General features: G+C 39.7%; 19 protein-coding genes. 7 read left to right on the forward strand and 12 right to left on the reverse strand.

The features are described from left to right. Positions 1–981: a metal-dependent hydrolase gene (locus AAEM60_RS13715; protein WP_299737810.1), complete on the forward strand. Its 981-nt coding sequence runs from the start codon at positions 1–3 to the stop codon at positions 979–981. A gap of 42 nt (positions 982–1,023) precedes the next feature. Here AAEM60_RS13715 and AAEM60_RS13720 read toward each other — a convergent pair whose 3' ends face one another. Beyond that, positions 1,024–1,698, reverse strand: a complete 675-nt coding sequence (locus AAEM60_RS13720) for a class I SAM-dependent methyltransferase (protein WP_341356516.1) — start codon at positions 1,696–1,698, stop codon at positions 1,024–1,026. A 198-nt stretch (positions 1,699–1,896) separates the two neighbouring features. On the opposite strand from AAEM60_RS13720, the gene AAEM60_RS13725 reads away from it, so the two are divergent. Beyond that, positions 1,897–2,115, forward strand: coding sequence for a DUF3892 domain-containing protein (locus AAEM60_RS13725; protein ID WP_299737814.1), 219 nt, complete (start codon positions 1,897–1,899; stop codon positions 2,113–2,115). Between the two features lie 97 nt (positions 2,116–2,212). On the opposite strand, the gene mntR is transcribed toward AAEM60_RS13725, so the two are convergent. The 5 genes from mntR to AAEM60_RS13750 all read right to left on the reverse strand — a co-directional run bounded on the left by mntR (position 2,213) and on the right by AAEM60_RS13750 (position 6,588). Beyond that, positions 2,213–2,629, reverse strand: coding sequence for a transcriptional regulator MntR (gene mntR / locus AAEM60_RS13730; RefSeq protein ID WP_113970769.1), 417 nt, complete (start codon positions 2,627–2,629; stop codon positions 2,213–2,215). A 79-nt stretch (positions 2,630–2,708) separates the two neighbouring features. Continuing rightward, positions 2,709–3,584, reverse strand: a complete 876-nt coding sequence (locus tag AAEM60_RS13735) for a metal ABC transporter permease (protein WP_299737820.1) — start codon at positions 3,582–3,584, stop codon at positions 2,709–2,711. Then, entirely contained in the window at positions 3,574–4,872 is a 1,299-nt protein-coding gene (locus AAEM60_RS13740) for a metal ABC transporter permease (protein WP_341356517.1), read from the reverse strand. Before AAEM60_RS13740 ends, AAEM60_RS13735 begins: the two co-directional genes overlap by 11 nt. 15 nt (positions 4,873–4,887) lie before the next feature. Beyond that, a complete protein-coding gene (locus AAEM60_RS13745; RefSeq protein ID WP_299737824.1) occupies positions 4,888–5,634 on the reverse strand; it encodes a metal ABC transporter ATP-binding protein in 747 nt (248 codons plus the stop codon). Between the two features lie 18 nt (positions 5,635–5,652). Then, entirely contained in the window at positions 5,653–6,588 is a 936-nt protein-coding gene (locus AAEM60_RS13750) for a zinc ABC transporter substrate-binding protein (RefSeq protein WP_299737825.1), read from the reverse strand. Between the two features lie 379 nt (positions 6,589–6,967). Between AAEM60_RS13750 and cspD the strand changes: the two genes are divergently transcribed. Continuing rightward, positions 6,968–7,168, forward strand: a complete 201-nt coding sequence (gene cspD, locus AAEM60_RS13755) for a cold-shock protein CspD (RefSeq protein ID WP_034758543.1) — start codon at positions 6,968–6,970, stop codon at positions 7,166–7,168. A 72-nt stretch (positions 7,169–7,240) separates the two neighbouring features. Here cspD and AAEM60_RS13760 read toward each other — a convergent pair whose 3' ends face one another. Both AAEM60_RS13760 and AAEM60_RS13765 read right to left on the reverse strand, forming a co-directional pair. Then, on the reverse strand, positions 7,241–7,417 hold the full coding sequence (locus tag AAEM60_RS13760; RefSeq protein ID WP_299737831.1) for a zinc-finger domain-containing protein: 177 nt from the start codon (positions 7,415–7,417) through the stop codon (positions 7,241–7,243). Positions 7,418–7,489: 72 nt separating this feature from the next. Continuing rightward, positions 7,490–8,146, reverse strand: coding sequence for a reverse transcriptase-like protein (locus AAEM60_RS13765; RefSeq protein ID WP_341356518.1), 657 nt, complete (start codon positions 8,144–8,146; stop codon positions 7,490–7,492). A gap of 102 nt (positions 8,147–8,248) precedes the next feature. Between AAEM60_RS13765 and AAEM60_RS13770 the strand changes: the two genes are divergently transcribed. From AAEM60_RS13770 to AAEM60_RS13780, 3 genes are all read left to right on the forward strand, one after another. Further along, the gene (locus tag AAEM60_RS13770; protein ID WP_299737835.1) at positions 8,249–8,926 is read left to right on the forward strand and encodes a queuosine precursor transporter; all 678 of its coding nucleotides are present in this window, start codon (positions 8,249–8,251) and stop codon (positions 8,924–8,926) included. 138 nt (positions 8,927–9,064) lie between these two features. Further along, entirely contained in the window at positions 9,065–9,451 is a 387-nt protein-coding gene (locus AAEM60_RS13775; protein WP_299737837.1) for a reverse transcriptase-like protein, read from the forward strand. Positions 9,452–9,463: 12 nt separating this feature from the next. Continuing rightward, positions 9,464–10,375 carry a DMT family transporter gene (locus AAEM60_RS13780; protein WP_299737839.1) on the forward strand — a complete coding sequence of 304 codons (912 nt, stop codon included), beginning with the start codon at positions 9,464–9,466 and terminating at the stop codon, positions 10,373–10,375. Positions 10,376–10,474: 99 nt separating this feature from the next. Here the strand turns inward: AAEM60_RS13780 and AAEM60_RS13785 are convergent, their stop codons facing one another. Together AAEM60_RS13785 and AAEM60_RS13790 are read right to left on the reverse strand one after the other, a co-directional pair. Further along, a complete protein-coding gene (locus AAEM60_RS13785; RefSeq protein ID WP_299737841.1) occupies positions 10,475–10,741 on the reverse strand; it encodes a DUF6123 family protein in 267 nt (88 codons plus the stop codon). Between the two features lie 34 nt (positions 10,742–10,775). Continuing rightward, positions 10,776–11,264: a divergent PAP2 family protein gene (locus AAEM60_RS13790; RefSeq protein WP_299737842.1), complete on the reverse strand. Its 489-nt coding sequence runs from the start codon at positions 11,262–11,264 to the stop codon at positions 10,776–10,778. 107 nt (positions 11,265–11,371) lie between these two features. Here AAEM60_RS13790 and AAEM60_RS13795 point away from each other — a divergent pair, with 107 nt between their 5' ends. After that, on the forward strand, positions 11,372–11,509 hold the full coding sequence (locus tag AAEM60_RS13795) for a small, acid-soluble spore protein L (RefSeq protein WP_299737844.1): 138 nt from the start codon (positions 11,372–11,374) through the stop codon (positions 11,507–11,509). Positions 11,510–11,568: 59 nt separating this feature from the next. Here the strand turns inward: AAEM60_RS13795 and AAEM60_RS13800 are convergent, their stop codons facing one another. Next, positions 11,569–12,468, reverse strand: a complete 900-nt coding sequence (locus tag AAEM60_RS13800) for a 5'-3' exonuclease (protein ID WP_341356519.1) — start codon at positions 12,466–12,468, stop codon at positions 11,569–11,571. Between the two features lie 116 nt (positions 12,469–12,584). Next, positions 12,585–13,415, reverse strand: coding sequence for a sulfurtransferase (locus AAEM60_RS13805; RefSeq protein ID WP_341356520.1), 831 nt, complete (start codon positions 13,413–13,415; stop codon positions 12,585–12,587). Positions 13,416–13,574: the final 159 nt, after the last annotated feature.

Below are 13,574 nucleotides of genomic sequence, written 5' to 3' on the forward strand. Positions count from 1 at the left end.
TTGGAAACATCCACACACATCCTATTTGGTATCGGTATCGCTTCTTTAGCTTCCTTGGATCCTTCTCTAAAGGAATATTCATTGCCTGTCTATGTCTCTTGTGTACTGTCTTCAAATGCACCTGACTTTGATTATGCTTTTAAGTTAAAGGGGAAAAGTGAATATTATAAGCTTCATAGAGGTTTTTCCCATTCTCTATTCATGCTGCCTCTTTGGGCTTTTCTGATCACAACAGTATTTGCCCTTTACTATCCGGACTTAGTATTTCTTCAGCACCTTTTCGTTTGGAACTTGGGAGCTGTCATCGTACACGTCATCACGGATGTGCTCAATTTTCACGGCACGCAGGTATTACGTCCTTTTACCGAAAAATGGTTCAGCATTGATTGTATTCCTTTATTTGACTATTTCATTTTCTCATTACATATATCCGGTATGATTCTTTCTCTCACAGGCTTTCATCCTGGGAAAACATTTCTATCCATCTATCTCTTACTCTTCATTTATATATTATTAAGGTTTGCCACCCGCTCTTATATTTATCATCAGTTGACTACTCACTTTCTAAAGTCCAAGGGAGTAAAGATCATTCCAAATATGGACCTTTATTCCTGGCAGGTGATCATAGAAGGAGAGGAGAATTATATCCTTGGAAGATATACGTGGGGGAAACTCATGGTGGACTCTGTTCTCGAGAAAGAAACGCCTCAGCCATGGGTTGAAATTTCAAAGCAAAACAAGGATATCTCCAACTTCATTACCAGTACAATTTTTGTCTATCCAAGAGTGATTGAAAGAAAAGAAGCTCTTGAAGTAAGATGGATTGATTTACGTTTTCGAAAAGGAAGGAGATTCCCGTTTAAAGCGATCTGGGTTTTCTCACATCACAAATCACTCGAGAAAAGCTATGTAGGCTGGTTCCATCATCCGATTGAGTATAAGCGCATCAAAAAAGAACTTGTCAATGAAGTCAGTAAATAAGAAAATCATGCTCGATCCCCGAAATGGAATCGAGCATGTTCATTATTTTTGGAACATAAACAATGTCATAAACGTTAAAGCTTGCTTTAATTCACTTGAAAGCGTCTCTGATAATGAAGACTTTACTCCTTTTTTGTAGACCCAGTCCTCATCAATTTTCTTCCAGCCTTTTTCAGCAGCAAGCTTTTCCAATTCCCAAGGCATCATTGTATTGCAGATGACGTCTTCTCCATGTAGACGCGGATAGGCATTTTCCCTGGGGTGAGCGGTCGGACCTAAAAGACCGATGCATATATACCCGTCAGGAAAGACAATTCGTTCAATTTCGTTCAGAGTATGCAGGGGGTCCTCCGTCCATTCAACTGAATTAATCGCCATCACGGCTTGAAACTTTTCATCTTGAAAAGGGAGAGCACGCAAGTCTCCTTGAACAAAAGATAATGAGTCCCTTTCGTGTTTCTTTGCAATTTTGACCATTTTTTCAGAGAAATCCATCCCCGTGACAGCATAGCCTTTGTCGAAAAGCAAAAATGAACCGTATCCATCTCCGCATCCTAAGTCTGCTACAGCACTCCCACGTTCGATATGCTTAGTGAAAAAGGGAATAATGGCCTTCCTGCTTCCAGTTGTCCACATCTCTACACTTTTGGAATGCCAATGATCTGCGTTGTCTTCCCAGCGCGTTCTGGCACTAGTATGCCATTCTGAATTCTTCATAAGTACACCTCAATATATTTTTTCTATATTATTTTTTATTCTCATTCAGTTAACCATAATCCTTCTTTTCATATATGTTCTCTGTCAAAAAACTGATTAACATAATATTATTATGTAAACCATTTGATGATCTGGATTATCTTTTACGGCTTTTTTGTCCATACTAGTTCTATATCTGAACAAGAAAGGTGATGTTGTATGGAAGAGATTTCTAAGGTTCAACGGAATTACCATGGTAACATTATCAGTTTTCAAACTTCTTCCGGCCGTATTATTTCCTATCGTAAAGCTGTACTGGAAGCCTCAGAGGGATTACTTCAAGGAGTAGTCCTGAATGAAAATGAATGGGGAGAAGTAGAACTAACAAGTATGTCGGTCGATGACGGAAGCTTCAATGACTATCCTTCCATTTTCTAAGAGTGAGGGTTAACTTTTCAGACCCACAAGCCAAAAAGGACTTCATTCTATTGCAATGAAGTCCTTTTTGGCTTGAATTGTCATGCTTTGCCCATTATCATTCAGAGCGATTTTGAATTGTTCGAAGTTCTTCTACCCGGTCCTTCTCTTCATCGAAGAATTGAACGAGATCTCCAATGCGATCAATGGAATCCCAGCTCAGGTGGTGTTCGATTCCTTCAACATCTTCATAAATATGCTCTTCTTTCACTCCAATTACACGAAGGAATTGTTCTAACAGTTCATGCCTATATACTAAACGCTTTCCTACTTTGTTTCCTTTTGGAGTCAGAACAAGCCCGCGATATTTCTCGTAAATGAGATAATCGTCCTTATCTAACTTCTGCACCATTTTGGTAACTGAGGAGGGGTGAACAGATAAAGCTTCTGCTATATCTGATACTCTTGCATAACCTTTGTTCTCAATTAACATATAAATCTGTTCTATATAATCTTCCATACTTGGTGTAGGCATTCTGTACCCTCCAAATTTCCATAAATATCATTAAAAGTTTACTATAACTACAGAATGAATACAACCCAAGCACTTTAAATTACTCCTCTGTCAACCGTTGATTCAGGATCCTGGATACCAACCCGTATTTCGGTGATAACATCCATACGATGAAGAAAACAAGTCCTGCGGCCACTGCCATTGCACCGGAAATGGACACATCGAACATCTTAGCCCCGTAATATCCGATGATACTATCGAATACTCCAATCCCCCCGCTTAATAGCAGCATAACTTTATATCGATCAGTAAGTAAATATGCTGTCGCACCAGGGGCGATGAGCATTGCTACCACGAGAATCGCACCTACGCTATCAAATGCGGAAACAGTCGTAACGGATACCAGACCCATTAATATATAATGAACCCCAAGTACCGGGATGCCGATTGCCGCTGCCATACTTGGATCAAAAGAGGTTAATTTAAACTCTTTGAACAGCAGGAAAATGATGAGGATATCCAATAGCAGTACCGATCCCAGCATCACAACTGATTTAGGTAAGTCCCCAAGTATCGGCAATGACAAGGTATTCCAAGGAACGAATGCAATTTCACCCATTAAGGCATGCTCCACATCCAAATGAACATTCTTAGCAAACAATGAAATGAGGATGACCCCTAAAGCAAACAAGGAAGTAAACACTACACCTATTGCAGCATCTTCCTGGATCCCGTTGGAATTCAATAACTGAACCATAAAGGTAGTCAACAATCCAGCCACTGCTGCACCGATCAACATATAAAACCCATTCATACTTTGGCTGACAATGAATGCCATTACCAATCCGAGGAGCACGGTATGACTGATTGCATCTGCTAACATCGACATCTTTCTCAGGATTAAGAAACACCCGACGATGCCACAGGATAAACCTACTAAACTACCAGTCAGAAGAATCCATAATTCATAACTCATATCCTTGCCCCCCTCTTCTGCTTGACATTTTTACGTTTAAGAAAGGATATTGCATATAAATATCGGACATTTTCATTTGCAGCTTTGTGAGTTGCTCTTTTGATAACGTCTCTTTTTCTTCCTTTTCAATCCACTGAATATCAAGTGAACCCAACTCACTGGGGTACATTTCTTTCAGTTCCATGATTTCATCAACAAAGCTGAATTGCTCCGCTTTCATTAGCCCTGATTTTGTAATCGTCACTATTCCATCCTCTTGTTCCAGGTAACCTTTTTTCATTAAATGCTTCACTACCCGGTTAAATCTTAATTTAGAAATATTGCTTTGTTGAAATATTTGACTTACACGTTTCGTTTGTTTACCTGATTCATACATCTTCTTCAGTATGAATCGCATAGCCAGTCGATCATCATTTTTCAACCTTTTCAAAATAACCGAGATTAATCCGCGCTTCGGAGAGAACAGCATGGATACGATAAAAATAACTGTAGCCGTCAATACAATAAAAGGGCCGGTCGATAACCCTTTACCAAGGGTACTGATCAGCGTTCCGACTGCCCCTGATAAGCCTCCCACAATACCAGAAATAAAGACCATTGTCCTCAATGAATCCGTCCAGTATCTTGCTGATATGGCAGGAGTGATCAGCATAGCAGCCATCAGGATGACACCTACTGCTTGAATACCGATGACAACCGTAATAACTAATAAGGAAACAAAAAGAAAATTCAAAAATCCTACAGGAAGCCCGATTCCCCTCGCGAATTGAGGATCAAAGGTACTCACCTTAAATTCTTTGAATAAAAGTGACGTAATAATAATTAAAGCTGCTGCCGTTAAGCCCATAAGCTGAACATCTCTCCCCACCAGGGAGGCTGCCTGCCCAAAGATGAAATCATCCAAGCCGCTTTGGTTACCAGTGGGCATTTGAGCAACTTTTGTTAAAAGGACGATGCCTAATCCAAAGAATACAGACAATACTAAGCAAATAGCCGTGTCTTCCTTGATTCTCGTCGTATTCGTAATGAGTTGTATCGTGTAAGCAGCAAGGAGCCCCGTTGTAGCAGCACCAATCAATAGTACAAAGAAATTTTTCTCACCAATGAACATAAATGCAAAACAGATTCCCGGCAATGCTGCATGTGCGACCGCATCCCCAATTAAGCTTTGTTTCCTAAGTAGAGCAAAGCTGCCTAAAACTCCGCTTGCAATTCCCAGTAATAAGGTACTCAATAATACCCATTGTGTATTTCCGTCCGTTAAAATCGATTGCCATAAATGATTCATCTTATTCACCTCTTTCTATGGATGAATTAACATTTGATCCTTTTCCAGGAAAGATAATTTCCCTCCATAGGTTAGTTGTAAATTCTCTACGCTGAATACATCTTTCGTTGGACCGTATGCGATCGTTTTTCTATTCAGTAACAACGTCCAATCAAAGTACTCTGTAACAGTTTGTAAATCATGATGGACAACCAACACGGTCTTGCCTTGTTCCTTTAATTCGTTCAATAAAGATATGATCGCTTTTTCCGTTGCAGCGTCCACACCAACGAAAGGTTCATCCATGAAATAGACTTCCGCTTCCTGAGCCAATGCCCTGGCAAGAAAAACCCTTTGCTGCTGTCCCCCTGATAGCTGACTTATTTGTCTTGATGCAAATTGAGTCATACCTACTTTATCGAGACACTCCATTGCAAATTGAACATCTTTTTTTGATGGTCTCTTAAACCATCCTAAATGACCATATCTCCCCATTAATACGACATCCAGAGCATTTGTAGGGAAATCCCAATCGACAGATCCACGCTGAGGGACATATCCAACTAATTTGCTCTTAGGGGAATAAGCTTTTTCAAAGATTTTGATATCACCTGACGAGCGGGGAATCAAACCCAGAATGGCTTTAATTAATGTGGATTTTCCTGCACCATTAGGGCCGACTATTCCGATTAACCTCCCCTTCGGAACAGAAAACTCTACGTCCATTAAAACCGGTTTTCTATGATACGCAACGGTTAACCCCTTAATATCAACTGAATTCATGGTATCGCCTCCTTAGACTTACTTTAGTCCCTCTACAATTGTATCAACGTTATGCTTATACATACCGATGTACGTTCCTTCTTCTGTTCCTTCTTTCCCCATAGCATCTGAGAATAATTCCCCGCCTTTTTCGACTTCATGGCCTTTATCTTGTGCCCCTGCTATAACAGCGTTGATCGATTTTTCAGAGATACTTGATTCTACAAACACAGCTTTTATGTTTCTGTCTACCAATGTATTGACAAGAGACTGCACGTCTGCTAAACCATATTCAGCATCTGTACTCAGACCTTGTAATCCCATAACTTGAAGATCGTATTTTGCTCCGAAGTAATTAAATGCATCGTGAGCTGTTACAAGGACTCTTTGTTCTTCTGGAATCTTAGACATTTCTTCCGAAGCATATGCTTTCAGTTCATCTAATTCCGCAAAGTATTTTTCAGTATTTCGAATGTAGTCTTCTTTGTTTTCAGGATCTTTCTCAATCAATCCGTCCCGCACTTGCTCCAATGCAATTTTCCATAAATCAATATCGAACCACACATGTGGGTCTGTCGCCGTATTATCTGCCTGATCTTTACGCAGTTTATCTTTAGGTATACTATCAGCGATTGCATAAGTCGGTTTTTCATTGTTCATTTTTTCGAAGATCTCAAGCATTTTCCCTTCTAAATGGAGACCGCTATAGAAAATAATATCTGCTTCCTGAAGCTTACCAATATCCGACTGTTTAGCTTTGTAAAGGTGAGGATCTACACCAGGTCCCATTAAACTTTGAACCTCTACATGCTCTCCTCCAATATTTTTAACCGCATCCCCTATTTGCCCTATTGTTGTCGTAACGACTATTTTATCGTTTTTAGTCCCAGTGGTAGTTGCTCCACAGCCTGATAGGATAAGTCCTGCCGCTAAAATAATGATCATCCCGACAAGAGCCATTAATCTTATTTTCATGTTTGATCTCCTCTCTACCCATATGTTTTTTGATATCTACTACATCTACCTTATTCAAGAAACTTATATATGTTCACTTTTTTTTACACAAGTAATTTCTTTTTTATAAGACTACAAAAGTTTCCTTAGTGCAATAAAAGTTTCCTTAGTGCAAATTTTATTTCCTTACTCAATAATTGTCAATACATATTAACCAAATTCTTTAATCACCCTAAAAATAGGAGGGAATGTTGACTCGAAAATCGTCATATTGTATAGTAAAGTCATCATTGAAGTGTACGATTTTTATGCTTATTTCCAACGTATGAGAGTCAATCATTTCGTGAAAAATATTTTTCAGAGGCACACACGTGCTTGAACGATTTAGGAGGATTCGAAAATGCAAAATGGTAAAGTGAAATGGTTCAATAATGAAAAAGGATTTGGATTCATCGAAGTTGAAGGTGGAGACGATGTATTCGTTCACTTCTCAGCGATTCAAGGTGAAGGATTCAAATCATTAGAAGAAGGTCAAGAAGTTTCTTTTGACGTTGTTGAAGGAAATCGTGGACCTCAAGCAGCAAACGTAGTTAAATTATAATCGTTCGAACAATATAGCATACCAAAGGGCAGCAATTCTTAGGTGAACCTAAGAATTGCTGCCCTTTATTTTTCAATTTAATTTTTGTCCGTAATTTCGAATTTGTTCTCCTATGGTGCATTTTTCTATACAAAAACGATGAGCATAGGTTTTACCATACTCTTTACGAAAGTGCGCTTTAAGTAAGCAGTCGCTACAGTAGGTGTCTATGAGCTCATCCACTTTATCCACCACTTCTTTTCGATTCATGTGATCACTCCTAAGCTTGTTCAAGGACTTACAGTGTATTATTATTTATAGAGTATATAATAGGGAACGATATTATTCTATTCGTTTGTTGCTGTGTACCTTTGTCCCTTGTAAGGCTTGATTGGCCAACTTATCCGCTTCTTTATTATCTTTTCTGTTCAGCACGACCCAAGTGATTTTCAATCGAAGCTTTTTGATCAGGGCTTCAATACGATCGAGCCACCGACTCAAGCCCTCTTCATAACAAGGCCACTCCCCTTCCAACTGTTTTATAACTACCTGGGAATCTCCATAAATCGTACAAGGTGCGCTTTTCACGCCGATTTCATCTAGTAATCCGAGGGCGATATGTAAGGCTGCGTATTCAGCTTCATTATTATTTTCCATTTCCTCGAGAAGTTCATTTTTTCTAATTCTAAATGATTCCCCACCTTTATCGTAATAGATGACTATCCCTGCACCTGCAATGAGGGATTCCTTATCAAACCCACCGTCGAAATACACAACGATGTTTTCTGGTTCCTTTTCCAATTCCTGATTCAGTTTGATAAATTCCTTTCTTGACCACGAATTCCCCATTTCATCTATGATTTCAAGTGCATGGACTCTACCGGTTTTCATCAAATCATCGATATGAATCAATGTTTCTTTTCTTGGAAAGTAGTTTGATTCAAACCATATATTTGACGCTGTTTTACTTACATATTTAAATTTAAGTTTCATTTCCATAATCATACGCTCCTTTTTTTTCATATGATTGTTCATTTCTGCGTTTATTTGTATAATGAGGACTATTGTTTCATTTACACATGTTCATTAGGAGGACTTTATATGTTTAATATATGGTTTGGATTAATCTTCGTTTTCATTACATTCTCTTTACTATTGATTATGTATAGAATGTTTGGACGAACCGGACTGTTTGTATGGATAGGGATATCCACGATACTCGCTAACTTACAGGTCGTTAAAACGATTGAAATTTTCGGTTTGACTGCTACTTTAGGGAATGCCATGTACGGAACGGCATTTTTAGTAACGGACATCCTTAACGAAAAATACGGAAAAAAAGAAGCCCAGAAAGCGGTGTGGCTAGGGTTCTTCACTTTAATTGTTATGACTATTATTATGCAACTCGTATTAGTATTTCAACCACATCCTGAAGATTTCGCACAGGAATCTCTCGCTACGATCTTTGGAATCATTCCAAGAATTGCTCTTGGAAGCTTAGTCGCTTACCTCGTGAGTCAATTAACAGACGTGTATATCTTTACGTATTTAAAGCGGAAGTTCCCTTCAGATTCACAGTTTTGGATTCGTAATAACGGAAGTACAATGGTGAGTCAGCTTCTGGATACTCTTGTATTCACAAGTATCGCTTTTCTGGGAGAATATCCGGTGGATGTCTGGTTTGAAATATTCATTACTACCTATCTCCTCAAATGGATCATATCCATTATTGATACCCCATTTGGTTATTTGGCAAAACGATTTCCTAAAGATGTGTAATAGTAATTTGAATCCGGGTGTACTGGTTTTCCCCCGGCTATTTTATTGGAGGTATGAATTAAGAATTCGTTCTCCCTACGGTCTCTTTTATATGCTACTATAATATTAATCTAAAGATGTACTTTGAGGTGAACGCATATGATCGAAGTGAATATTGATGGAGCAAGCGCTGGTAACCCTGGGCCAAGCGGAGCCGGAATAGTTATTAAAAACAACGGGAAAGTGGAAAAACACTCCATCCCTTTAGGAGTCATGGATAATCATGAAGCAGAATTCATTGCATGCAAGAAAGCTCTAGAGATCTGTTTAGAAAAACAGGCTGATACGGTGTGGCTGAAGAGTGATTCTCAAGCAGTCGTTCATGCGATTGAGAAAGAGTTTGTTCGGAATACTCAATATAAACAGTTGCTACATGATATATTGGGCATGACGAAGCAAATAGAGCTATTCTTCGTAAAGTGGATACCCAGTAAAGAAAATAAAGCTGCAGATGAGCTGGCCCGAAAAGCCATTCATCTGAACTAGAGGAGGATTCGTTTGGCTCGGATTGCTGATATCGCCTTGATCGGTGTTGCTTTTATATGGGGGTCTACCTTCGTGGTTGTTCAATCGGCCATTGAATTCCTTCCCCCATTCATGTTTAATGGGATTCGTTTTCTAATGGCCGCTATCCCTTTGACTATGGTCCTGTTTATCAAAAAAACTCCGCTTGTTAAGCGATCCATTTTGTACGGTATCATTTTAGGAGCTTTTTTGTTTATCGGATATGCCTTTCAAACTATGGGCCTGGTTTTCACAACCCCCTCTAAAGCCGGGTTTGTTACAGGGTTAAGTGTGGTGATTGTTCCACTCTTTTTATTTATCTTCTTTAAAAGATCTCCTTCTAAAGGAGCTATTACAGGATCTATCTTGGCCGCCATAGGGCTGTACCTGCTTATGGCTGGTCACTCCCAGGCATTTAACATTGGTGATGCCTACGTATTCATTTGTGCTTTTGGATTTGCCCTGCATATTATTTACACAGACTTTTTTACCCAAAAAGCCTCCCTTCTGCTTTTAACTACGGTGCAATTATGCACGGTGGGAATCCTCTCCATGGGGTGTGCATTTATGTTTGAAGACCCAAAGGTTTTACTGCTGAATGGCGTTTTGGGCAATAAGGAAGTGATCACCGCTTTACTGATTACTTCTTTATTAGCTACCTTATTGGCATTTATCACTCAAACCTATGCTCAAAGATATACGACGCCTTCAAGAGTGGCGATCATATTCACCTTGGAGCCTGTTTTTGCCGCCATCTGTTCCTATTTGTGGATCGGAGAACGATTGGGGTCCCTGGCTATTGCAGGAAGCGGATTGATCGTTATTGGGATGCTCTTTTCTGAGCTGCCAATCTTCGCATGGATGTTAAAAAAAATGAACAAAAATCATTCAGTTGAAGTGAAATAGGAGGCCGATTGCCGGCTCTCCTATTTTTTTTATGGGGTGAGTATTAGGAAAGACCACCAAAAAGGAAACAATCCTTTTTGGTGGTCCCGTGTCTCTTTTCTATGCCAAGCCCTGTTTCTCCATCCACCTCAGTGCTTCTTTTCGGGATGCGATTTGTTGGGAATGGAGTCTCTCTAATATGGACATGTAAAAACTGCTATCGAATTGCTTTTGGGCTTTTAATGTGATTTCAATGGCGCTATTGACCAATTCATCCGGGGCATCTGTATATTTTTTTCCGAAATAGATGAAGCCAATTGCGTCTTCCTGAAATTTGAAGCCTTTGTTTTCAAGATCTATGAGAAATTCTTCTGTTGTCTTTTTCACGTTTCTCCTCACCTTATCGCCACTTTGTCATCTCTTATCTTACAGAAAATTTTTTCTTTTGCCTATCCTTTTTCGAAAACAGGAAGGCAATGTAGCCCATAAATGAGCCGAGTAACGCACCGCCAACGACTTCTTGAGGCTGATGTCCCAGCATTTCTTTCAGTCTTTTTGGCTTTTTCTCTTCGAATTCCACCGTTTCTTTTTCATGAGCTTTTCTAACGAGCTCATCCAAACTGTTTACTTTAAGTGTCAGTTCACCTGTTTGTCGTCGAATTCCTTGGGCATCGTACATCACGATGAGACCAAAGATAAATGAAAGAGCAAAATCAATGGTTCTGACTCCCCTCTTTAAGGCAATGAATGTTGTTAAAGAGGAAACCCCTGCACTATGGGAACTTGGCATTCCCCCTGTCTGGAAAAATAGCTCAGGTTTCCATTCCTTCTTCTTCAAAAAATGCAGAGGAATCTTCAGCCCCTGTGCGAGGGCTATACTAATAAGCGCTGTTACTATCCCTTTATTCACCCTTACACCTCCCTGTCTCTAGTTTGTCCTAAAATTCTCTACACATGGGATATTTGTAATGAACATAGCCAAAATAATAATGACCACATTAAAGGAGGGGTTTTGACATGACAAAAGGAAACAACAAAAACAAAGGTAAAAGTGCTAATAGTGTGAATCCACAAGGGATTTCCCAGGATGCTGAATTTGCCATGGAGCCGAAGAGCAAGTTAGAAAATGCTGCTAAAAAAGCGAATAAGAAGTAGCATTTCATCATTAAAAAAGTGTCAGGGTTAAAAACGATCCCTGACACTCCTAATAAAGGTTAACTTGAGGCAACCATCACATTAGAGCCTACTAGATATCTTCTAAGCACTTTCAACTCTAAGTCATCCACAAGGGAGAGTGTTTCATGAGCTACGTTATTCCAACGAGCTTCCTCTACCGAAACAGATAGTGGCACCTCGCAGTGAATCTCGGCTAACTTTCTTGAAACATGAAGCATGTCCAGATCGACTTCAATCTTCTTTCGTTGAGATGGGGTTAACTCGTGCAAGTTGTCGAGAATACCTGCAATATCCTTATATTGTTGAATCAACTTTAAAGCTGTTTTCTCGCCGATTCCTTTAACTCCTGGATACCCATCGCTTGTATCACCCATTAATGCTTTCACATCAATAAACTGTTGAGGAGTAATTCCTCTTTCTTCCACAAAAATCTCTTTCGTATAGGTTTGATAGTTACCAAAGCCTTTTTTCAGAAGCATAATATCGATATTGTCATCCAAAAGCTGCAGGAGATCCTGGTCACCACTGAGAACGGATACTTTGCGCTCGGTTTGATGAATTTTGGCAAGAGTACCGATGCAATCATCTGCTTCATACCCTACTACGCCTACATTTGAAAGATAAAAACCTTCTGCCACCTCTTTTGCAAGATCAAATTGCGGAATCAGTTCAACGGGTGGTGCATTTCGATTGGATTTATAATCATTGAATACTTCATTACGGAATGTCTGGCTCCCCATATCCCAGCAGACAATGATATGTGATGGCTTCACATGATCCGCTGCCATTAATAAGTGCTTCATAAATCCCTGAACTCCATTAGTAGGAAGTCCTCTTGAGTTCATCATAAATTGACCCGTTACGGCCGTTGCAAAAAAAGATCGAAATAATAGTGCCATTCCATCTATAAGTAATAAATGCTCATTCTTATTATTCAAATCGTACACTCCTCATCGTTCATTCTCGATTTAGCCACTTTATTTATAAAGTATAACATATACAAATAAATAGCTAATTGGAAATGTGATGAACCTTTTCCAATTAGCTATCCCTTTTATTCCTTATCTACCTTGTGATCCACATAGGAAACCCAATCACTGTAGCTTCCAACATAAAGCTTCACATGATGAAACCCAGCTTCTTTAAGAGCAATGAAATTCGGAGTCGCCGTTACACCGGAACCGCAATAGACAATTACCTGCTCCGCTTTATTTAGGTGAGAGAATCGTTCATTCTGCTCTTCTCCTTGAATAAAATAACCACCCTTCACACCATCTGTCCAGGGGAGGTTGATGGCCCGTGGAATATGACCTGGAATGCGGTCTATAGGTTCTTGATGCCCCAAATATCTCTCTCTACTCCGTGAATCAATTAAAGGGATGTTCTGATCCCCACTTGCAATACTCCTCACCTCATCCAGAGAAGCTACAATGTCTTCATTAAAGCTTGGCCGATAACTTTTTGGGGGATACACAGGTGAGGTTGATTCTGTTTTCCCTCCAGCCTCTTTCCAAGCAGCAAATCCACCATTTAAGATATACACCTTCTCGTGTCCGATGTATTGGAACAACCACCAGCATCGGCCAGAAAAGGCACCTTCTTTTTCATCATAAATGACAACGGTTGTATCGTTGTCAATACCGGAGTCCTCGACCTTGCGCAAAAAGTTCTTCATATTCGGGAGAGGATGACGCCCTCCATGCTTTTTCACGTATCCTGATAAATCCTTTTCCAAATCGAAAAATACGGCTCCCGGAATATGACTCTCTTTGTAGCGCTCCCTCCCCTCTGACGGGTTTCCAAGAGAAAAACGACTATCAATGACTCTTAGATTCTCTTCATGAATATGCTCTCTTAACCAATCAGTATCGACGATTGCCTTCATGATATCATCCCCCTCTTCTTCATTAATGTCAGTACTTCCTCTTTCGGTTCCCAACAAGAGAATTGATAAGTGGTTTTGGTTTCATAGCCTAGTCGGGAACAAAAATAGGAGGTCTTCTTATCAGTTTTAACTCCTCGAATGTGAATACATGTAGCACAG

It is taken from the genome of Rossellomorea sp. y25 (assembly GCF_038049935.1).
Lineage (GTDB): Bacteria > Bacillota > Bacilli > Bacillales > Bacillaceae_B > Rossellomorea.